We start from the raw sequence: 23,029 nt of genomic DNA on the forward strand, positions 1-23,029 counted from the left end.
GTGTCTGTAATGGACCAGAGGCTTTTCTTATGGAGACGGTATGAATGAAAATCTATGGGAGGTGCCAAAATGACAAAAGCAGTTGAAACGAAAAAAGTTGTCGTGCAAACAATCGCTGAAAAATTCGGCTCTGCAGCTTCTGTAGTAGTTGTTGATTACCGCGGTTTGAACGTTGCACAATTGACAGAACTTCGTAAACAGCTTCGTGAAGCAGGCGTTGAGTTTAAAGTTTACAAAAACTCAATGACTCGCCGTGCTGCTGAAGTACACGGTCTTGAAGCGATCAACGAACACTTTACAGGTCCTAACGCGATTGCGTTTTCAAATGAAGATGTAGTTGCGCCGGCGAGAATCATCAATGATTTCGCTAAAAAGAACGAAGCGCTTGAAATTAAAGCGGGTATTATCGAAGGCCTTGTATCTTCCGCGGAAGATATCAAAGCATTGGCAGAACTGCCATCACGCGATGGTCTATTGTCTATGCTACTGAGCGTGCTTCAAGCTCCAGTCCGCAACTTTGCTGCTACAACAAAAGCAGTTGCAGATCAGAAAGAAGAACAAGAACAAGGCGCATAATTCTGCTGCCCAGCTTAGCAACACAAAAAAATTACCTATCATAGGAGGAACTTATAATGACACACGAACAAATCTTAGACGCAATCAAAGAAATGACAGTTCTACAACTTAACGACCTAGTAAAAGCAATCGAAGAAGAATTCGGCGTAACTGCTGCTGCTCCTGTAGCTGCAGCTGCAGGCGGTGCTGCTGTTGAAGAAGAGCAAACTGAATTCGACGTAATCCTTAACTCTGCTGGCGATCAAAAGATCAAAGTTATCAAAGCAGTACGCGAAGTTACTGGCCTAGGCTTGAAAGAAGCTAAAGCACTAGTTGACGAAGCTCCTAAAGCACTTAAAGAAGGCGTAACTAAAGAAGAAGCAGAAGAAATCAAAGGCAAACTTGAAGAAGTTGGCGCTGGAGTAGAAGTTAAGTAATTTCTGAACTCGATAGTAAGATAGAAAAAGCTCGTCAGTGTATACCGACGAGCTTTTTCTTCTTTTTAATTTTAAATTCAAGTTTTTAGTTCATCAATGTTAAGGAGGTCTCCGTATGTCACAGCATTATTATTCCAAAAACCCTCAAACTTCAAGCAAACCCCAAGAGTGGGCATACACATTGCGAGGCGAAAAGTTCCAGTTTCAAACGGATTCAGGTGTTTTCAGCAAGAATGAGGTGGATTTCGGTTCCCGCTTATTGATAGAGGCATTTGAAGATTCGTCTGTGGAAGGGCCGGTGCTGGACGTCGGCTGCGGTTACGGACCGATCGGAATTGCCATCGCGAAATCATTTCCCCAAAAAAGGGTTCACATGGTGGACGTCAATTCACGGGCCATTGAACTTGCTCAGAAAAATGCATTGAAAAATGGTGCAGACAATGTTGAAATTTATGAGAGTGATGGACTTTCTTCAGTAAAAGAGGAAGGTTTTTCGGCCATCCTGACCAACCCGCCGATCCGGGCAGGAAAAGATACGGTCTTCAGATTTTATGAGGAAGCGTGTGAGAAGATTGCGCCTGGCGGATCACTATGGGTTGTCATCCAGAAAAAGCAGGGAGCTCCTTCGACAGAAGAAAAATTAACAGCGCTTTTTGGCAATTGCAGCGTGGTCGATAAAAAGAAGGGATACTTCATTTTTGAGGCCAGAAAAATTTGACTTGACAAATTCCTTGTGATATTATAATGAAATGCAAAATTTATTATTTTGAGGTCGTTTGCCCTTTTTTCGGGCAGGGCATGGCGGCAGAGTAAACCATGTGTTAACCGAAAATGAGCTGATTCGTTGGACTCGTTTTCTTTTTGTCTTTTCGATATCATACACTATTTTGTGGAAATCGCAAAGACCTATAATCGTTTTATTGAGGGGTGAATAAGTTGGTAGGTCAACTAGTTCAGTACGGTCAACATCGTCAACGCAGAAGTTTTTCGAGAATCAGTGAAGTTCTGGATCTTCCGAACCTGATTGAAATTCAATCATCATCTTATGAGTGGTTCCTTGAAGAAGGGCTGCGCGAAATGTTCCGCGATATTTCGCCGATTGAAGATTTCACAGGAAATCTTTCGCTCGAGTTTGTTGATTACAGTCTTGCAGAACCGAAATATCCAGTGGACGAATCAAAAGAGCGCGATGTCACTTTCGCAGCTCCACTGCGCGTCAAAGTGCGTCTTCACAACAAAGAAACAGATGAAGTGAAAGAGCAGGACGTCTTTATGGGAGATTTCCCTTTAATGACGGAAACCGGCACTTTTGTAATTAATGGCGCCGAACGGGTCATCGTTTCACAATTAGTCCGTTCACCAAGTGTCTATTTCCACGACAAGACAGACAAAAACGGTAAAAAAGGATTCGGTGCAACCGTCATTCCAAACCGCGGAGCCTGGCTTGAATATGAAACAGACGCCAAAGACGTAGTATATGTCAGAATTGACCGCACGCGTAAGCTTCCTGTAACTGTTCTTTTAAGAGCACTTGGATTCGGTTCCGATGAGGAGATCATCGAATTGCTCGGTGATAACGAATACTTGCGCAACACGCTCGAAAAAGACAATACAGAAAGCACTGAAAAAGCGCTTCTGGAAATTTATGAGCGTCTGCGCCCGGGTGAGCCGCCGACAGTTGAAAGTGCCAAGAGTTTATTGTACTCACGCTTTTTCGACCCAAAACGCTATGACCTGGCAAATGTAGGCCGCTATAAAATGAATAAAAAACTTCACATCAAGAACCGCCTGTTCAATCAGACGATCGCTGAAACATTGGTTGATCCTGAAACTGGCGAAATTCTGGTGGAAGCCGGTACGTTAATCGATCGCCGCGTCCTTGATAAAATCATCCCGAATCTTGAAAGCGGTGTGGGCTTCCATACTGTCACTCAAGTAGGTGGCGTTTTAGAAGGTGACGTAACGTTGCAGGCAGTTAAAATTTTCGCTCCGAATGATGAAGAGCAAAAAGAAATCACTGTTATAAGCAATGCTTATATAGAAGATAAGATTAAGCATGTAACTCCTGCTGATATCATTTCTTCCATCAGTTACTTCTTTAACCTTTTATACGGAGTTGGAAACACGGATGATATCGATCATCTTGGTAACCGCCGTCTCCGTTCAGTCGGGGAACTTTTGCAAAACCAGTTCCGCATCGGTTTATCCCGTATGGAGCGTGTGGTTCGTGAGCGGATGTCGATCAACGACACGCAAGCAATCGTACCGCAGCAATTGATCAATATCCGTCCGGTTATTGCATCGATTAAAGAGTTTTTCGGAAGCTCTCAACTGTCACAGTTTATGGATCAGACGAACCCGCTTGCTGAGTTGACTCACAAACGTCGTCTATCTGCGCTTGGGCCCGGTGGTCTGACGCGTGAACGTGCCGGTTTCGAAGTGCGTGACGTCCATTATTCACATTATGGCCGCATGTGTCCGATTGAAACTCCTGAGGGGCCGAACATCGGCTTGATCAATACACTTTCCACTTTCGCGAAAGTGAATAAATTCGGTTTTATTGAAACACCTTATCGCCGCGTTGATTCTGAAAGCGGTCTTGTGACAGGTCAAATTGATTATCTGACAGCTGATGAAGAAGATAATTATGTTGTGGCTCAAGCCAATTCAGTGTTGAATGACGACGGTTCATTTGTTGAAGATGAAGTTGTTGCCCGTTTCCGTGGTGAAAACACTCTTTATAAACGCAGCAACGTCGATTACATGGATGTTTCGCCGAAACAGGTTGTTTCAGTCGCAACAGCGTGTATTCCGTTCCTTGAAAACGATGACTCCAACCGTGCTCTTATGGGTGCGAACATGCAGCGTCAGGCTGTTCCATTGTTAAACCCGGAAGCTCCTTTTGTAGGAACCGGTATGGAACACCTTGCAGCAAGAGATTCAGGTGCTGCAGTCATCGCCAAAAATGATGGTATCGTCGAATATGTGGAAGCGAAAGAAATTCGTGTTCGCCACATTGAAGACGTGGATGGCAATGAAGTGAAAGGTGATGTGGACACATATCGCCTGCAGAAATTCGTCCGTTCAAACCAAGGTACAAGCTATAACCAACGTCCAATCGTCAAAGTCGGCGATCGTGTTTCGAGACGCGATATCCTGGCTGATGGACCTTCGATGGAACGTGGCGAAATGGCCTTGGGTCGAAATGTTTTAGTGGCATTCATGACGTGGGACGGCTTTAACTATGAAGATGCGATCATCATGAGTGAGCGTCTCGTTAAAGATGATGTTTATACATCTGTCCATATTGAAGAATACGAATCAGATTCCCGCGATACGAAATTGGGACCTGAGGAAATCACTCGTGATATTCCGAACGTCGGAGAAGACGCGCTTCGCAACCTCGATGACCGTGGAATTATCCGCGTAGGTGCTGAAGTGAAAGATGGCGATATCCTGGTCGGTAAAGTAACGCCTAAAGGGGTTACGGAATTGACGGCGGAAGAGCGTTTGCTGCACGCCATTTTTGGTGAAAAAGCTCGCGAAGTCCGCGATACATCACTCCGTGTGCCACATGGCGCCGGCGGTATTGTATTGGATGTTAAAATCTTCAACCGTGAAGACGGGGACGAGCTTCCACCAGGCGTCAACCAATTGGTGCGCGCCTACATCGTTCAGAAACGTAAAATTTCTGTCGGTGATAAAATGGCCGGCCGTCACGGTAACAAAGGTGTTATCTCCCGGATCCTTCCGGAAGAAGACATGCCTTTCATGCCGGATGGCACGCCTGTCGACATCATGTTAAACCCACTTGGTGTTCCTTCCCGGATGAATATCGGGCAAGTATTGGAACTTCATTTGGGAATGGCTTCCCGTTCACTCGGAATTCATATGGCTTCATCTGTATTTGATGGAGCGAATGAGGATGATGTGTTGGAAACCATGGAAGAATCGGGCATGCCGCGCGACGGAAAAACCATTCTATATGATGGCCGTTCCGGAGAATCCTTCGATAACCGTGTATCTGTCGGAATCATGTATATGATCAAACTGGCGCATATGGTTGACGATAAGCTTCACGCCCGTTCGACCGGACCATATTCACTAGTTACTCAGCAGCCGCTTGGTGGTAAAGCACAATTCGGTGGACAGCGTTTCGGTGAGATGGAAGTTTGGGCACTTGAAGCATACGGTGCCGCACATACACTGCAGGAAATTTTGACTGTTAAGTCGGATGATGTGGTCGGACGTGTGAAAACGTATGAAGCAATTGTCAAAGGTGAAAGTGTACCGGAGCCTAGTGTGCCGGAATCATTCAAAGTTTTGATAAAAGAACTTCAAAGTCTTGGTATGGACGTGAAAATGCTGACAATCGACGATGAGGAAATTGAATTGCGCGATTTGGATGAAGAAGAAGATCTTCAACCGGCCGATTCTTTGAATATCCTGCCGATTGCAGATAAGGAAACACCTATTGGAACAGTTGATTGATAAATAGTTGGAATTGGGCAGTTTTAAACTGCCCCAAATTCATTCACTTGGTCACTAACGAGGAAGAGCCGTATAGAAACTCGAGACAAAAGGGAGGTAGGCTCCTTGATAGATGTTAATAATTTTGAGTATATGAAAATCGGATTAGCTTCACCCGATAAAATTCGCTCATGGTCTTATGGAGAAGTCAAAAAGCCAGAAACAATTAACTACCGTACATTAAAACCTGAAAAAGATGGTTTGTTCTGTGAACGTATTTTCGGTCCTACAAAAGACTGGGAATGCCATTGCGGAAAATACAAACGCGTCCGTTATAAAGGTGTTGTCTGCGATCGTTGTGGCGTTGAAGTTACACGTTCGAAAGTACGCCGCGAACGTATGGGCCATATCGAATTAGCTGCACCAGTTTCACATATCTGGTATTTCAAAGGGATCCCGAGCCGTATGGGGTTAATCCTGGATATGTCACCACGTTCATTGGAAGAAGTTATTTATTTCGCTTCATATGTTGTTATCGATCCAGCGGATACACCGCTTGAGAAGAAACAGCTGCTGTCGGAAAAAGAATACCGCGCTTATCGCGATAAATTCGGTAAAAAATTCCAGGCTGCAATGGGAGCGGAAGCAATCAAGCGACTTCTTCAGGAAATCGATCTTGAACGCGAAACTGATTCATTGAAAGAAGAATTGAAAACAGCTCAAGGGCAGCGCCGCACTCGTGCGATCAAACGTCTTGAAGTTGTGGAATCTTTCCGTAACTCGGGCAATAACCCGGATTGGATGATTCTGGATGTTCTTCCTGTAATTCCACCGGAGCTTCGCCCGATGGTTCAATTGGACGGCGGTCGTTTTGCGACTTCTGATTTGAACGATCTTTACCGTCGCGTAATCAACCGGAACAACCGTTTGAAACGTCTATTGGATCTTGGTGCACCGAGCATTATTGTTCAGAACGAAAAACGCATGCTGCAGGAAGCTGTAGATGCTTTGATCGATAATGGCCGTCGCGGCCGTCCTGTTACTGGACCGGGTAACCGTCCATTAAAATCTCTTTCTCATATGCTGAAAGGGAAACAAGGACGTTTCCGTCAGAACCTTCTGGGTAAACGTGTCGATTATTCAGGCCGTTCCGTTATTGTTGTCGGACCGAACCTGAAAATGTATCAATGCGGCTTGCCGAAAGGAATGGCAATCGAGTTGTTCAAGCCTTTCGTTATGAAAGAGCTTGTGGAACGTGGTCTCGCCCATAACATCAAGAGTGCTAAACGCAAAATTGAACGTCTGCATTCTGAAGTTTGGGATGTACTGGAAGATGTCATCAAGGAGCATCCGGTTCTGTTGAACCGCGCGCCGACACTTCACAGACTCGGTATTCAAGCGTTTGAACCGACATTGGTCGAAGGGAAGGCAATTCGCCTTCACCCATTAGTATGTACAGCATACAATGCCGATTTTGACGGTGACCAAATGGCTGTTCACGTACCGCTTTCATCTGAAGCTCAGGCTGAAGCGCGATTATTGATGCTTGCCGCTCAGAACATTTTGAACCCGAAAGACGGAAAACCTGTTGTTACGCCTTCACAGGACATGGTTTTGGGTAACTATTACCTTACGTTGGAGCGCAAAGGCGCAACTGGCGAAGGGGCTACGTTCTCCGGACCTGAAGAGGTTTTAGTTGCTTACCAGACAGGCCATGTACATTTGCATACTCGTATCGCAATCGATGCCGAATCTGTAAACAACCCGACTTTCACGGCTGAACAAAACAAAATGTTGTTGCTGACAACTGTCGGTAAGATCATTTTCAATGAAATTCTGCCAAAATCGTTCCCTTACATCAATGAACCAACCGATTATAATCTGCAAGTTGAAACGCCGGCGAAATATTTTGTGGCGACAACGACAGATATTCGTAAGCACATTGAAGAGGCTGAACTTGTAACACCATTCAAGAAAAAGATTCTTGGTGAAATCATCGCTGAAGTGTTCAAACGTTTCCATATTACGGAAACTTCAAGAATGCTTGACCGCATGAAGAGCCTTGGATTCAAATATTCCACTCAAGCTGGTATTACGGTAGGTATTTCCGATATCGTCGTTCTTCCGGATAAAGGTGAAATTCTTGTGGAAGCTCAGGATAATGTAGATAAAGTCATGAAACAATTCCGTCGTGGTTTGATTACTGAAGAGGAACGCTACGCACGTGTAATTTCTTTCTGGAGCAGTGCAAAAGATGTTATCCAGGAAAAACTGATGGCTTCTCTCGACAATATGAACCCGATTTTCATGATGAGTGACTCCGGAGCCCGTGGTAACGCATCCAACTTTACACAATTAGCTGGTATGCGCGGACTCATGGCCAACCCGGCAGGACGCATTATTGAACTGCCGATCAAATCTTCATTCCGTGAAGGTTTGACGGTATTGGAATACTTCATCTCGACTCACGGTGCGCGTAAAGGTCTTGCCGATACAGCACTGAAAACTGCCGATTCAGGTTACCTGACACGTCGTCTCGTAGACGTTGCACAAGATGCAATCGTCCGTGAAAATGATTGTGGCACTGACCGCGGCTTGTTGGTTGGAGCGTTGATGGAGGGTACGGAAGTAATTGAAGAACTGGATGAGCGTATCGTTGGACGCCACGCGAAGAAAACAATTCGCCATCCTGAAACAGATGAAGTGATCGTTGCGAAAGATGAATTGATTACACAAGATTTGACGCGTCTCATTGTTGAAGCGGGAATCAAAGAAGTGACAATCCGTTCGGCGTTCACGTGTAACACGAAACACGGCGTCTGCAAAAAATGTTACGGAACGAATCTTGCGACTGGAGACGAAGTTGAAGTGGGCGAAGCAGTTGGTATCATTGCTGCTCAGTCAATCGGAGAGCCAGGCACGCAGCTTACAATGCGTACATTCCACACAGGCGGTGTAGCAGGAGACGATATTACACAAGGTCTTCCACGTATCCAGGAAATATTTGAATCAAGAAATCCGAAAGGCCAGGCAGTGATTTCTGAAATTACAGGAACAGTTACTGAAGTGGACGAAATTCGCGAAGGCCAGAAAGAAATCACGATTCAAGGCGACGTCGAAACCCGTAAATATTTGGCGCCTTATAATGCACGCATTAAAGTGCAGGCGGACGATGCAATCGTACGCGGCCAAGTATTAACTGATGGTTCGATTGATCCGAAACAATTATTGCAAGTTAAAGACGTTCAAGCTGTTCAAGTGTATCTATTGAAGGAAGTTCAAAAAGTTTACCGTATGCAAGGTGTGGAAATCGGTGACAAACACGTGGAAGTCATGGTTCGCCAGATGTTCCGTAAAGTTCGTGTGATTGAAGCCGGAGACACAGAATTGCTGCCAGGTTCACTGCTGGACATCCACCAATTTACAGAAGCGAATGTTAAAGCGGTTCTTGAAGGAACCCTTCCGGCAACAAGCCGTCCGGTTATTCTCGGGATCACAAAAGCTTCTCTTGAAACAGAATCATTCCTTTCAGCTGCATCCTTCCAGGAAACAACGCGCGTCTTAACAGATGCCGCTATTAAAGGGAAGCGTGATGAGTTACTTGGCTTGAAAGAAAATGTTATTATCGGTAAACTCGTTCCGGCTGGTACGGGAATGCAGCGTTACCGCCAGATCAAAATAGCTCAAAGCGAAAAAGCTCCTGCTGAAGAAATTGTAGGGTCTGAATCGTAAGTAGAGTAGATGGATTTCGGGGAGTTCCAATAACTCCCCGGGATTTTTTATGAATCTAGTTGACATGAAATTCATAGGGTGATATTATGTTGAAGGTTGATGGTTAGCTATCTTTCACTTTATTGGCATGAATTTGCCTGTATAAGGTTGCAAGAGATGCAAATTATCTTCGGTACTAAGCAACAGTAATCGCGTTTAAAGTGGCATTGCCCAAGAACATATAAGTGAAACGATTGAATGGCCCATCAAGTTGTCCGGACATCTAAGATAAGGTCCCTTCAAACGAATTCAACAAGAACAAAGCTTGGCTAAGTAGCAGGAGCAATCCTCTGCAGCTGCTGAAGCAATTACTGGATTCCAGTTTTTGTGTAGAAAACACAAAGACTTTGTTTTTTACCCAAAAATGAACCACCTGGATATGTGGTATTAGAACACCTTTTGAGAGGAGGAAAAATCGATGCCTACAATTAACCAATTAGTTAACAAGCCTCGTAAACCAAAAAGCACTAAATCAGACTCACCAGCGTTGAACAAAGGGTATAACAGCTTTAAAAAGTCTCAGACTAACGTAAGCTCACCTCAGAAACGTGGAGTTTGTACTCGTGTTGGTACGATGACACCGAAAAAACCTAACTCCGCATTGCGTAAATATGCGCGTGTACGGTTAACGAACCAAATTGAGGTCAATGCATACATCGGCGGCGAAGGTCACAACCTTCAAGAGCACAGTGTAGTTCTTCTTCGCGGCGGACGCGTAAAAGATTTACCTGGTGTGCGTTACCATATCGTACGTGGAGCACTTGATACAGCTGGAGTAAACGGCCGTATGCAAAGCCGTTCTAAATACGGAACTAAACGCCCTAAAGTAAAAAAATAATCAATTAATTTAACGAATAACTTTCGTTGAAAGGAGGAACATACATGCCTCGTAAAGGTCCTGTAGCAAAACGTGATGTGTTGCCAGATCCAATTTATAGTTCAAAATTGGTGACACGCTTAATTAATAAAATGATGGTTGACGGAAAAAGAGGTACTTCACAAAAGATCCTATACGGAGCGTTCGAATTAGTTAAAGAACGCAGCGGTAAAGATCCAATCGAAGTATACGAACAAGCATTGACTAACATTATGCCAGTTCTTGAAGTTCGCTCACGCCGTGTAGGTGGAGCTAACTATCAAGTACCGGTTGAAGTTCGTCCTGAGCGCCGTACAACTTTAGGTCTACGCTTCTTGGTTAACTATTCACGTCTTCGTGGAGAGAAAACAATGGAAGAACGTTTGGCTAATGAAATCATGGATGCAGCCAACAATACTGGTTCATCAGTTAAGAAACGTGAAGATTTGCATAAAATGGCAGACGCGAACAAAGCATTCGCTCACTATCGCTGGTAAATTCTTGCAAGATGTAAAAATCTTAATCCAAGATGGAAGGAGAAAAACAACATGGCTAGAGAGTTCTCCTTAGACAAAACACGTAATATCGGAATCATGGCACACATTGATGCCGGTAAAACGACTACTACGGAGCGTATTCTATATTACACTGGTAGAATCCACAAAATTGGCGAAACGCATGAAGGTGCTTCTCAAATGGACTGGATGGAGCAAGAGCAAGAACGTGGAATCACAATCACGTCTGCTGCTACAACTGCTTCATGGAAAAACCACCGTGTAAACATCATCGATACTCCAGGGCACGTAGACTTCACTGTTGAAGTTGAACGTTCTTTGCGCGTACTTGATGGTGCAGTTACAGTTCTTGATGCTCAATCAGGTGTTGAGCCTCAAACTGAAACTGTTTGGCGTCAAGCAACAACTTACGGAGTTCCGCGTATCGTATTCATCAACAAAATGGATAAAATCGGTGCAGATTTCCTTTACTCTGTAGGTACATTACACGATCGCCTACAAGCGAACGCTCACCCGATTCAATTGCCAATCGGCGCAGAAGACGAATTTTCAGCAATCATCGATTTGGTTGAAATGAATGCTCGTTTCTATGCAAACGATTTGGGAACTGAAATTACAGAAGGTGAAATTCCTGAAGATTACAAAGAGCTTGCGGAAGAGTGGCACACTAAATTAGTGGAAGCTGTTGCTGAGCTTGATGAAGACTTGATGGAAAAATATCTTAGTGGGGAAGAAATCACGAAAGAAGAACTTAAAGCTGGTATCCGTAAAGGAACACTAGACGTTGAGTTTTACCCAGTGGTTTGTGGATCTGCTTTCAAAAATAAAGGGGTTCAATTAACGCTTGATGCAGTAATTGATTACCTGCCATCACCATTGGACGTACCTCCAATGACTGGCGTACTTCCTGATTCAGATGAAGAGGTATTGCGCAGACCTGACGAAGACGAGCCATTCTCGGCGTTGGCGTTTAAAGTAATGACGGATCCATACGTAGGAAAGTTAACTTTCTTCCGCGTGTATTCTGGAACTCTTAAATCTGGTTCTTACGTACAAAACTCTTCTAAAGGCAAGCGTGAACGCGTTGGACGTATCCTGCAAATGCACGCTAACTCCCGTGAAGAGATCGCTGAAGTTTACTGCGGTGATATCGCAGCGGCTATCGGCCTTAAAGATACATCGACGGGTGATACTTTAAGTGACGAGAAGCATCAAGTAATTCTTGAGCGTATGGTATTCCCAGAACCTGTTATCTCACTTTCTGTGGAACCTAAGTCAAAAGCAGATCAAGATAAAATGGGTCAAGCCCTTGGTAAATTGCAAGAAGAGGATCCAACTTTCCGTGCGCACACTGACCAGGAAACTGGCCAAACAATCATCGCGGGTATGGGTGAACTTCACCTTGATATCCTAGTTGACCGTATGCGCCGTGAATTCAACGTAGAAGCTAACGTGGGTGCACCTCAGGTATCTTACCGTGAGACATTCCGTGACTCTGCTAAAGTTGAAGGTAAATTCGTACGCCAATCTGGTGGACGTGGACAATTCGGACACGTTTGGATTGAATTCTCTCCAAACGAAGAAGGAGCAGGTTTTGAATTTGAAAATGGTATCGTTGGTGGTGTTGTTCCACGTGAATACATCCCAGCAGTTGAAGCGGGTCTTCGTGACTCTCTAGACAACGGTGTTATTGCCGGATATCCATTGATCGACATCAAAGCTCGTTTGTTCGACGGTTCTTACCATGATGTTGACTCGAATGAGATGGCATTTAAAGTTGCTGCTTCTATGGCACTTAAAAATGCAATTTCGAAAGTTAGACCGGTTCTTCTTGAGCCAATTATGCGCGTTGAGGTTGTTATCCCTGAGGAATACCTTGGAGATATCATGGGTGACATTACGTCACGCCGAGGCCGTGTAGAAGGTATGGACGCTCGCGGAAACGCACAAGTTGTTCGTGCTATGGTACCACTTGCAGAAATGTTCGGTTATGCGACTTCATTGCGTTCAAACACGCAAGGCCGTGGTGTGTTCTCAATGCACTTCGATCATTATGAAGAAGTGCCGAAATCAATTTCTGAAGAAATCATCAAAAAAAATAAAGGTCAATAATTGAATTTTGATCTTTAATAAAGTATAAATAATTTGTATGTCAGGAATAATAGGGCCCTATTATTCCGACACATCAAATAAAAAAATTAACTTAATTTTCGAGGAGGATTTTTCTAATGGGTAAAGCTAAATTTGATCGCTCTAAAACACACGCGAATATTGGTACAATTGGTCACGTTGACCATGGTAAAACAACTTTGACTGCAGCAATCGCTACAGTACTTGCAAAACAATCAGGCGGGGAAGCTCGTTCATACGCTCAAATCGACAACGCACCTGAAGAAAAAGAGCGCGGAATCACTATCAACACTTCACACGTTGAATATGAAACTGCATCTCGCCACTATGCACACGTAGATTGCCCTGGACACGCCGACTATGTTAAAAACATGATCACTGGTGCTGCTCAAATGGACGGCGGGATCTTAGTAGTATCTGCTGCTGACGGCCCAATGCCACAAACTCGTGAGCACATCTTGCTTTCACGTCAAGTAGGTGTTCCTTACCTAGTAGTATTCATGAACAAATGCGATATGGTAGATGACGAAGAACTTCTTGAGCTAGTTGAAATGGAAGTACGCGATCTTCTATCAGAATATGACTTCCCTGGCGATGACATTCCTGTCATCAAAGGTTCTGCTCTTAAAGCTCTTGAAGGCGAAGCAGAATGGGAAGAGAAAATCGTTGAATTGATGAACGCAGTTGATGAGTATATCCCAACTCCACCACGTGACACTGACAAGCCATTCATGATGCCTGTTGAGGATGTATTCTCAATCACTGGCCGTGGTACAGTTGCTACTGGTCGTGTTGAACGCGGACAAATCAAAATCGGTGATAACGTTGATATCATTGGTCTTACTGAAGAACCAAAATCTACAACTATTACAGGTGTAGAAATGTTCCGTAAATTGCTTGACTATGCTGAAGCTGGCGACAACATCGGCGCACTTCTTCGCGGCGTTTCCCGCGACGACGTGCAACGTGGACAAGTATTGGCTAAACCAGGCACAATCACTCCACATACGACTTTTAAAGCTGAAGTTTATGTTCTTTCAAAAGAAGAGGGTGGACGTCATACTCCATTCTTCACAAACTACCGTCCACAGTTCTACTTCCGTACAACTGATGTAACTGGTGTTTGTAACCTTCCTGAAGGTGTAGAAATGGTTATGCCTGGCGACAACATCGAAATGAATGTTGAGCTTATCTCACCAGTCGCACTTGAAGAAGGAACTAAGTTCTCTATCCGTGAGGGTGGACGTACTGTAGGCGCTGGAGTAGTAGCTTCTATCCAGAAGTAATTTCTTCCGGCCTCAAATATTTAAGCCTGTCTCATTCTTATGAATGAGACAGGCTTTTTTTTATTGTCTATAAGAATGCCAAAGAGCAAGACCATAGTTCAATCCTCAATTTTTGTCTCCCTTTCCCTCGCTAAAGGGCTTCGATGCAAAAAAAATTAAAAACTGCATCAAACCTTTCCACATTAACATTGTAAGCGGATTCATAAAAAACGAATATTCAAAAAATACAAAAAAGTTAAAAAAAGAGTTTGACTCCGCTGTAGATAGGCGATATGATAGCAACAATTTACTTCGCAAGACTGGAAGTTGTAAACATGAAAATTAAAAATCCAACAGAAAGAAGTGAGCATCATGAGCCAACAAGTAATTTATATGAATGATGAATTTGTGAAAAAAGAAGATGCCAAGATTTCTGTTTACGACCATGGGTTTTTATACGGCGACGGAATATTTGAAGGGATCCGCTCTTACAACGGAAACGTATTTCGTTTAGAAGAGCATTTGGAACGGCTTTATGATTCTGCAAAATCAATCATGCTGCAAATCCCCCATACTCCAGAAGAGATGACGAATCTTGTAGTTGAAACACTTCAGAAAAACAATTTAAAGGATGCTTACATCAGGCTCGTAGTTTCACGGGGAGTTGGGAACTTAGGGTTGGATCCTTTCAGCTGCGTCAAGCCGAACGTCATTATCATTGCAGAAGCTTTATCTTTATTCCCGAAAGCACTGTATGAGTCGGGGATTGAAATTGTTTCGGTAGCTACCCGCCGAAGCCGTTCAGATGTTCTGAGCCCGAAAGTGAAATCATTGAATTACATGAACAATATTTTGGTGAAAATCGAGGCGAATCTAGCGGGCGTTCCCGAAGCGCTGATGATGAATGATCAAGGTTATGTTGCAGAAGGTTCAGCTGATAATATCTTTATCGTTCGAAAAAACAAATTACTGACACCGCCGGGTTATGTCGGTGCCCTCGAAGGAATCACACGCAATGCGATCATGGAAGTAGCGGCTGAAAAAGGCTACGACATACAGGAAGGCGTTTTTACAAGACATGACGTTTATGTAGCTGACGAAGTCTTTTTAACCGGAACAGCGGCGGAAGTGATTGCGGTGGTTAAAGTTGATGGCAGAGTAATCGGAGAAGGAAAACCGGGACCTGTGACAAATGATTTGCTTGCTTCGTTCCGGCAGCTTGTTCAGGAAGACGGAGTGAAAGTCTACAGCGGACAGTTAAATGTTGTATAACCCAATAAAATAATCAAAATCAATGACGAGGCAAGGTAAATGGAATTCGTATTAACAGAGAGCCGGTGGTGCTGGAAGCCGGTAATACGCCCATTTACGACTCCCCTCTGAGTGGAATGCTGAAAAGCTGCGGCTGTTTAGGTAGTCCCGGTGACTTGTAATTTAGAAGGCATCGTTAACAACGGATAAGCATTGCTTGTCCATGAGGCTGCGCTTGCGCAGTGAACTAGGGTGGTACCATGAAGCTTTTTCATCCCTATGCGAAGGACGTGTTTCTTTGTGTAGGGATGGAAAAGCTTTTTTGTTTTTATTCCACAAGAGACTGAGAAAAGGAGGCGGAAGGATTGGGAGTAATCGTACAGGTTAGAGAAGAAGTTAAACAAGAGATAACAGGCAGTGGGGCAGACGTACTGATTCAATCTTTGAAAAGCCAAGGTGTAGAAATCATTTTTGGATATCCAGGAGGCGCGGTGCTGCCAATTTATGATGCCTTGCATAAAAATCCAATACGCCACATATTGGCCAGGCATGAGCAAGGTGCTATCCATGCCGCAGAGGGATATGCAAGAGTATCCGGTAAAACCGGGGTTGTGCTTGCTACATCTGGTCCTGGTGCGACAAATTTAGTGACGGGAATAGCGGATGCCATGCTGGATTCCTTGCCGCTGGTCATCTTTACAGGGCAGGTGGCAACTTCGGTAATCGGAACTGACGCTTTCCAGGAAGCGGATATCATCGGCATCACTCAACCGATTACGAAACATAATTATCAAGTGAAAAAAGTGGCAGATTTGCCAAGAATCATAAAAGAGGCCTTCTATATCGCCTCTACCGGACGTCCGGGACCGGTTCTGGTCGACATACCGAAAAACATTGCAACTGAATTATTCTTATCCAATAAAGAAGAAGGGGCAGTACATTTGCCGGGTTATCAGCCAACATCAATTCCGAATTTCCTGCAGGTTCAAAAAGCTGCCCAACTGTTATCACAGGCGAAAAAGCCATTGATCTTAGCGGGAGCAGGAATACTTGCTGCTAAAGCGACAGATGAGCTGAAAGCTTTTTCGGAAAAGCACCAAATTCCAATCACCAATACACTGTTGGGATTAGGCAGCATCGCTGGCGAACACGAACTGTTTCTTGGAATGGCTGGGATGCACGGGACCTATACAGCAAATACCGCAATTTGTGATTGTGACGTGCTCCTCAACATCGGTGCCCGCTTCGATGACCGGTTGACTGGGAATCTCGCTCACTTTGCACCCAATGCCCAAGTGATCCATATCGACATCGATCCAGCAGAAATCGGCAAAAACGTTCCGACGGCAATCCCGATTGTAGCAGATGCCAAAGAAGCGCTGCTTCAATTGCTGAATCAATCGTTTGAAAGTCCGGATACCGCTGATTGGTTAGCGAAGCTGTCGGGCGATAAGAGGGAATATCCACTTCAGTATCATGTGAAAGGCCGCGAAGGCATTCTTCCACAACAAGCGGTTGAGTTGATTCACCGCTTGACTGAGGGCAATGCAGTTGTAACAACCGATGTCGGTCAGCACCAGATGTGGGCGGCTCAATATTATCGTTTCAACAACCCGCATAATTGGGTGACATCAGGTGGCCTGGGGACAATGGGCTTCGGTTTCCCTGCAGCTATTGGTGCGCAATTGGCAAAACCCGACGAGCTGGTCATCTCCATTGTTGGAGATGCCGGTTTTCAAATGACCTTGCAGGAATTGTCTTTGCTCCAGGAGCTGCGGCTTCCGGTAAAGGTGGTCATCTTAAACAATCAAAGTTTAGGAATGGTCAGGCAGTGGCAGGAAACATTCTACGAAGGGCGTTATTCCCAGTCGTTAATTCCTGTTCAACCTGATTTTGTAAAGTTGGCTGGAGCCTATGACATCAAAGGCTATAAAGTGGAAACGATGGAAGAAGCAGAAGCGGTTTTCGCAGAAGCATTTAAGTCGGACGAGCCAGTCTTGATCGATTGCCGAGTGGTGCAGCTGGAATCTGTGTATCCAATGGTTGCACCTGGCAAGGGCTTGAATGAAATGATCGGAGTGAAAGGCGAATGAAACGAGTTATTACAACAACGGTGATCAACCAAAGCGGTGTGCTGAATCGCGTGACAGGCTTGCTGATGAAACGGCAATTCAACATCGAAAGCATTTCGGTTGGCCACACCGAGCAGCCAGGCATGTCGAAAATGACATTTGTGGTCAATGTAGAAGATAAAGAGAAGCTGGAACAATTGTTAAAGCAGCTGCAAAAGCAAATTGACGTCATCAAAGTAAATGATATTACCGATAAGGCGATGGTGATGAGGGAGCTGGCACTGATTAAAGTAGTTGTCACTCCAGCACTCAGAAACGAGATCCTTAGCATTGTTGAACCGTTTCGGGCGACAGTCGTCGATATGAGCAAAAATGTAACAACATTCCAAGTGACAGGCGATCCGGAAAAAATTGAAGCGTTTATTGATCTGATGCGGCCTTATGGTGTGAAAGAGCTGACCCGAACCGGGGTATCCGCTTTTGTCAGAGAAACACAAAAAGTGCAAACACCGCAATTGAACATTCTGTAAAAAACCCAAACCCGAGGAGGAAATTAAAAATGGCAAAAATGTATTATAACCAAGACGTAAACGAGCAGGTACTTAAAGGAAAGACAATCGCGGTGATCGGCTATGGTTCTCAGGGCCATGCACATGCTCAAAACTTAACTGAATCAGGTTTTGATGTAGTGGTTGGAGTACGGCCAGGCAAATCATTCGACCAAGCCGAAAATGACGGCATGAAAGTGGCTACTGTAAAAGAAGCGGCAGACGCCGCAGACGTGATCATGATCTTAGTGCCGGATGAAAAACAGACGCAAATCTACAACGCAGAAATCAAACCTTCATTAACCGCTGGGAAATCACTTGTTTTCGCACACGGCTTTAATGTTCACTTTAACCAAATTGTCGCCCCTGAAGACGTCGATGTATTCCTGGTGGCTCCAAAAGGGCCGGGGCATCTTGTGCGCCGTACATATGAGGCGGGTGCCGGAGTTCCTGGATTGATTGCCATCCATCAAGATGTTTCAGGGCAAGCTAAGGAAGTGGCGCTTGCTTATGCGAAAGGAATCGGAGCAACTCGTGCAGGGGTTTTGGAAACGACATTCAAAGAAGAAACAGAAACGGATCTATTCGGAGAACAGGCAGTTCTTTGTGGGGGGGTAACTTCACTGGTGAAAGCCGGGTTCGAAACACTTGTCGAAGCTGGATACCAACCGGAACTTGCGTATTTCGAATGTATGCACGAATTAAAACTAATTGTCGACTTAATGTACGAAGGTGGCTTGTCAGGAATGCGCTACTCAATTTCCGACACTGCTCAATGGGGAGATTTTGTTTCCGGGCCACGCATTGTTGATGCAGATACGAAAGCCCGCATGAAAGATGTTCTTACGGATATTCAAACAGGAAAATTCGCCAAAGGCTGGTTGCTTGAAAATCAATTAAACCGTCCGGAATTTACAGCAATTGAAAAAGCAGAAGAATCTCATCAGATCGAACAAGTTGGCCGCGAGTTGCGTGCGATGATGCCATTCGTTAATGAAGGCAAAAAAGCTAAACAAAAAGAGGTGGTTGCCAATGTCACAAATTGATATTTTCGATACGACATTACGGGACGGGGAACAGTCGGCCGGGATCAACTTAAATACAGCTGAGAAAATTGAAATCGCCCGACAACTCGAACGATTTGGAGCGACGATCATTGAAGCGGGTTTTCCAGCAGCTTCACCAGGAGATTTCGACGCTGTGCAGCGCATCGGCAATACAGTGAAAAATTCGATCGTCACAGGGCTGGCGCGCTCGGTGAAAGGGGATATTGACCGGGTGTGGGAAGCTCTGAAAGGAGCGGAACAGCCGCATATCCATATCTTCCTGGCAACTTCGCCTATTCATATGGAGCATAAATTATTGAAAACACCCGATCAAGTGGTAGACATAGCTGTTGAATCTGTCCGCTACGCCAAGAAGTTTTTCCCGCTGGTCCAATGGTCAGCAGAAGACGCTTCCCGTTCGGACCCGGAATTTCTGGTACACATTATCCGGAAAGTGATTGAAGCAGGTGCTACAACAATCAACCTGCCGGATACGGTCGGCTATGCCACTCCACAGGAATACGGTGCAATGTTTAAATATGTCTCAGAAAACGTCCCAGGAATCGAAAAAGTGAAACTGTCTGCGCATTGCCACAACGATCTCGGGATGGCGACTGCCAATACATTGGCGGCGATCGAAAACGGTGCGACTCAAATTGAAGGAACGATCAATGGCATCGGCGAACGTGCAGGAAATGTGGCACTCGAAGAGATTGCAGTAGCCCTGCATATCCGCAAACAAATATATGGCATTGAAACCGGCATCAATCTTCAGGAGATCAAACGCACGAGCCAATTGGTCAGCCAATTGACCGGCAGCATCATCCAGCCGAATAAAGCGGTGGTCGGCAAAAATGCCTTCGCCCATGAATCTGGAATCCATCAGGACGGCATGCTGAAGAACCCGCTGACCTATGAAATCATCACACCTGAACTGATTGGAGACGCGAAAACGGAATTGGTACTCGGCAAACATTCAGGCAGACATGCCTTCAAAGATCGTGCGATTAAAATGGGCTTTGATTTGGATGACGACAAAATGAACAAAGCCTTCACGGAATTTAAAAAATTGGCAGACAGCAAGAAAGAGATAGTGGAAGATGATTTGTTCGTATTGCTGACAGATCAGCAGATCAATGAAAAAGATACACCGGTTTATGAATTAGTGAGCGTACAGGTCCAGTACGGCACGGCCAATATCCCGACAGCCACTGCATCGGTGTATCATCCGAACGGTGAGCTGATCAGTGAAGCGGCAACAGGCGCAGGATCGGTGGAAGCGATTTTCAACACATTGGAACGTGTGGTCGAAGGGAACGCACACATCCTGGATTACCGGGTAACATCCATCGGCAAAGGACGCGATGCACTGGGCGAAGCTGTTATCAATATGAGCTACGACGGAGAGCCGGTTACAGGGCGCGACGTGGCACAAGATGTTCTGGAAGCTACAGCCAAGGCTTATCTGAACGCCGTAAATCGTCAAATCGTTAAAAAAGGGCATCAGGTGGAAGTTGTCGCAGGATAAGGAAGTTAAATCAACCAAGGAGGAATACAATATGGAAAAAACAATAGCGGTATTGCCAGGAGACGGAATCGGACCAGAAGTTACAAATGCGGCGGTAAAGGTATTGGATTCAATTGCCATGCGTTATGGCCACACGTTTCATTGGAAACATGCGGCAATCGGAGGAGCGGCAGTGGATAAATTTGCAAACCCGCTGCCGCAGGAGACGATTGATGTGTGTGAAGCGAGTGATGCCATCCTCCTTGGAGCTGTCGGCGGCACGAAATGGGATCAAAATGAGTCGCATATGCGACCGGAAAAGGGTTTATTGGGTATCCGGAAGCATTTTGACTTGTTCGCCAATGTACGGCCGGTGAAAGCCGTTCCGTCACTTCTTGGGTCATCGCCATTAAAAGAAGAAATTGCGAAACAAGTGGATCTGGTCATTGTGCGGGAATTGACGAGCGGTCTTTATTTCGGGGAACCGAAACAGCGCTCGGAAGGATCGGCTGTTGATACTTTGGTTTACACAAGAAAAGAAATCGAGCGCATTGTCGACCAGGCTTTTGGAATGGCCAGAAGCCGCCGGGGCAAAGTCACTTCTGTCGATAAAGCGAATGTATTGGAGACGAGCAAACTTTGGAGACAGGTAGTGGAAGAGCGCAAGCAGGGATATCCGGATGTGGAAGTGGAGCATATGCTGGTGGATACGGCTGCGATGAAACTGATCACGGATCCGCGTGCATTCGACGTCATCGTCACTGAAAATATGTTTGGAGATATATTGAGTGATGAAGCTTCCGTGATCACGGGATCATTGGGCATGCTGCCTTCAGCGAGTATCCGGTCAGACGGCTTTGGCCTGTACGAACCGGTGCATGGCTCAGCGCCGGATATCGCCGGTCAGAACAAAGCCAATCCATCCGCTGCAATTCTGTCAGCTGCGATGATGCTGAAACAATCGTTTGGCATGCTTTCGGAAGCGGCGGCCATCGAAGATGCAGTCATGAGCGTTTTGGATGACGGCTATTGCACCGGCGATTTGTCTTCCTGCGGCAATAAAGTCGTATCGACAGACCGCTTTGTTACAAAAGTGATCGAAGAATTGGAACGTGAATCGGTATCCGAACATATCATGTTCTCATACGTCTGAGTGAAAGGAGCAGGTGACATGCCAAAAACGATTATTGAAAAAATTTGGGAACAGCATATAGTCTTTGAGGAACAAGGGAAACCGGATCTCCTTTATATCGATCTTCATTTATTGCACGAAGTGACTTCCCCGCAGGCGTTTGAAGGGCTGCGGCTGAATGGCCGGAAAGTGCGGCGTCCGGATCTATGCTTCGCCACGATGGATCATAATGTCCCGACCAAAAACCGGTCGGTGATCAAAGATCCGATTTCACGCAAGCAAATCAGCACGTTGCAGGATAACTGCGATGAATTCGGCGTGCCGCTGGCGGGGATCAACCACCCCGACCAGGGAATCGTCCACGTCATCGGCCCGGAACTCGGATTGACGCAACCGGGCAAGACGATTGTCTGTGGCGACAGTCACACTTCCACTCATGGTGCATTCGGCGCTTTGGCGTTCGGCATCGGTACCAGTGAAGTGGAGCATGTTCTTTCTACACAAACGCTGTGGCAGTCAAAGCCGAAAACCATGGAAGTGCGGATTGACGGCAAGCTGGGCTTTGGTGTTTCTTCCAAAGACGTCATCCTGGCCATTATTTCAAAATTCGGCATCGATATGGGAACTGGTCATATTATGGAGTATACAGGTGAAGCCATCCGTGGGTTATCGATGGAGGAACGCATGACCATATGCAATATGTCGATTGAAGCCGGTGCACGCGCAGGGCTGATCAGTCCTGATCGAACGACGGTGGAATACTTGAGAGGGCGCAGAAATGTACCCGAAGGCGAAGCGTTTGAGAAAGAAGCTGTTCGTTGGTTGGCTCTTGCAACAGACGAAGGCGCACAGTATGACGCGTCAGTGACGATTCACGCAGATGAAATTTCTCCATTCGTCACATGGGGCACCAACCCTTCGATGGGTTCAGGCATTGCAGAACGCGTCCCATCTGCTGCCGATTATGATAAGCAGTCGGATAAAGACGCTTTGCAGCAAGCTTTAACTTATATGCATCTGGAAGAAGGAACGCCACTCTCTTCGATTGACATTCAGCATGTCTTTATCGGCTCTTGTACAAATGCCCGTCTTGGCGATTTGCGTTCAGCCAGTGAAATCATCAAAGGTAAAAAAGTGCATCCATCCGTAACGGCCATTGTCGTTCCTGGATCTGAAACGGTAAAACGTGCAGCAGAGCAGGAAGGTTTGGATCAGGTATTTCTTGAAGCAGGATTCGAATGGCGCGAAACAGGATGCAGCATGTGCCTGGCGATGAATGAAGATTCGGTGCCTGCCGGTGAACGTTGTGCTTCAACTTCCAACCGGAATTTCGAAGGCCGCCAGGGAGCGGGATCGATGACGCATCTTGTGAGCCCTGTAATGGCAGCAGCGGCTGCGATTGAAGGCCATCTAACTGATGTCCGCAATTACATGAAAGAGCCCGTACCATCAGCATGACAGGCAGAAATGAGGA

At 45.5% G+C, this 23,029-nt stretch carries 16 protein-coding genes and 1 other annotated feature (1 of these 17 cut by a window edge); all 16 genes read left to right on the plus strand.

Annotation, left to right across the window (positions count from 1 at the left end):
* Positions 1 to 37, plus strand: a sequence feature (ribosomal protein L10 leader region); it begins 112 nt to the left of the window's first position.
* 32 nt (positions 38 to 69) lie between these two features.
* The 16 genes from rplJ (at position 70) to leuC (ending at position 23,013) form a co-directional block, all read left to right on the plus strand.
* On the plus strand, positions 70 to 576 hold the full coding sequence (rplJ, locus tag DHX103_RS08270) for a 50S ribosomal protein L10 (RefSeq protein WP_422121838.1): 507 nt from the start codon (positions 70 to 72) through the stop codon (positions 574 to 576).
* A gap of 56 nt (positions 577 to 632) precedes the next feature.
* Entirely contained in the window at positions 633 to 992 is a 360-nt protein-coding gene (gene rplL, locus DHX103_RS08275; RefSeq protein ID WP_422121839.1) for a 50S ribosomal protein L7/L12, read from the plus strand.
* A 115-nt stretch (positions 993 to 1,107) separates the two neighbouring features.
* A complete protein-coding gene (locus DHX103_RS08280) occupies positions 1,108 to 1,710 on the plus strand; it encodes a class I SAM-dependent methyltransferase (protein WP_422121840.1) in 603 nt (200 codons plus the stop codon).
* 218 nt (positions 1,711 to 1,928) lie between these two features.
* Positions 1,929 to 5,483 carry a DNA-directed RNA polymerase subunit beta gene (rpoB, locus tag DHX103_RS08285; RefSeq protein WP_422121841.1) on the plus strand — a complete coding sequence of 1,185 codons (3,555 nt, stop codon included), beginning with the start codon at positions 1,929 to 1,931 and terminating at the stop codon, positions 5,481 to 5,483.
* Positions 5,484 to 5,588: 105 nt separating this feature from the next.
* A complete protein-coding gene (rpoC, locus tag DHX103_RS08290) occupies positions 5,589 to 9,194 on the plus strand; it encodes a DNA-directed RNA polymerase subunit beta' (protein ID WP_422121842.1) in 3,606 nt (1,201 codons plus the stop codon).
* A gap of 457 nt (positions 9,195 to 9,651) precedes the next feature.
* Positions 9,652 to 10,071, plus strand: coding sequence for a 30S ribosomal protein S12 (gene rpsL, locus DHX103_RS08295; protein WP_422121843.1), 420 nt, complete (start codon positions 9,652 to 9,654; stop codon positions 10,069 to 10,071).
* Positions 10,072 to 10,115: 44 nt separating this feature from the next.
* Positions 10,116 to 10,586 (plus strand): 30S ribosomal protein S7, encoded by a 471-nt coding sequence (rpsG, locus tag DHX103_RS08300; RefSeq protein WP_422121844.1) that lies wholly within the window; start codon positions 10,116 to 10,118, stop codon positions 10,584 to 10,586.
* Positions 10,587 to 10,637: 51 nt separating this feature from the next.
* Positions 10,638 to 12,716 (plus strand): elongation factor G, encoded by a 2,079-nt coding sequence (gene fusA / locus DHX103_RS08305; protein ID WP_422121845.1) that lies wholly within the window; start codon positions 10,638 to 10,640, stop codon positions 12,714 to 12,716.
* Between the two features lie 116 nt (positions 12,717 to 12,832).
* Positions 12,833 to 14,020 carry an elongation factor Tu gene (gene tuf, locus DHX103_RS08310; protein ID WP_422121846.1) on the plus strand — a complete coding sequence of 396 codons (1,188 nt, stop codon included), beginning with the start codon at positions 12,833 to 12,835 and terminating at the stop codon, positions 14,018 to 14,020.
* 351 nt (positions 14,021 to 14,371) lie between these two features.
* Positions 14,372 to 15,271, plus strand: coding sequence for a branched-chain-amino-acid transaminase (ilvE, locus tag DHX103_RS08315; protein ID WP_422121847.1), 900 nt, complete (start codon positions 14,372 to 14,374; stop codon positions 15,269 to 15,271).
* 344 nt (positions 15,272 to 15,615) lie between these two features.
* Positions 15,616 to 17,343, plus strand: a complete 1,728-nt coding sequence (ilvB, locus tag DHX103_RS08320; protein ID WP_422121848.1) for a biosynthetic-type acetolactate synthase large subunit — start codon at positions 15,616 to 15,618, stop codon at positions 17,341 to 17,343.
* A complete protein-coding gene (gene ilvN, locus DHX103_RS08325; RefSeq protein WP_422121849.1) occupies positions 17,340 to 17,852 on the plus strand; it encodes an acetolactate synthase small subunit in 513 nt (170 codons plus the stop codon). The genes ilvB and ilvN overlap by 4 nt, the downstream gene beginning before the upstream one ends.
* Positions 17,853 to 17,881: 29 nt before the next feature.
* The gene (gene ilvC, locus DHX103_RS08330; protein ID WP_422121850.1) at positions 17,882 to 18,916 is read left to right on the plus strand and encodes a ketol-acid reductoisomerase; all 1,035 of its coding nucleotides are present in this window, start codon (positions 17,882 to 17,884) and stop codon (positions 18,914 to 18,916) included.
* Positions 18,903 to 20,444 (plus strand): 2-isopropylmalate synthase, encoded by a 1,542-nt coding sequence (locus tag DHX103_RS08335; protein WP_422121851.1) that lies wholly within the window; start codon positions 18,903 to 18,905, stop codon positions 20,442 to 20,444. Before ilvC ends, DHX103_RS08335 begins: the two co-directional genes overlap by 14 nt.
* Positions 20,445 to 20,475: 31 nt before the next feature.
* Positions 20,476 to 21,576 carry a 3-isopropylmalate dehydrogenase gene (gene leuB / locus DHX103_RS08340; protein ID WP_422121852.1) on the plus strand — a complete coding sequence of 367 codons (1,101 nt, stop codon included), beginning with the start codon at positions 20,476 to 20,478 and terminating at the stop codon, positions 21,574 to 21,576.
* Between the two features lie 18 nt (positions 21,577 to 21,594).
* The gene (leuC, locus tag DHX103_RS08345) at positions 21,595 to 23,013 is read left to right on the plus strand and encodes a 3-isopropylmalate dehydratase large subunit (RefSeq protein ID WP_422121853.1); all 1,419 of its coding nucleotides are present in this window, start codon (positions 21,595 to 21,597) and stop codon (positions 23,011 to 23,013) included.
* Positions 23,014 to 23,029: the final 16 nt, after the last annotated feature.

It is taken from the genome of Planococcus daihaiensis, from assembly GCF_049262615.1.
Taxonomy (GTDB): Bacteria; Bacillota; Bacilli; order Bacillales_A; family Planococcaceae; genus Planococcus.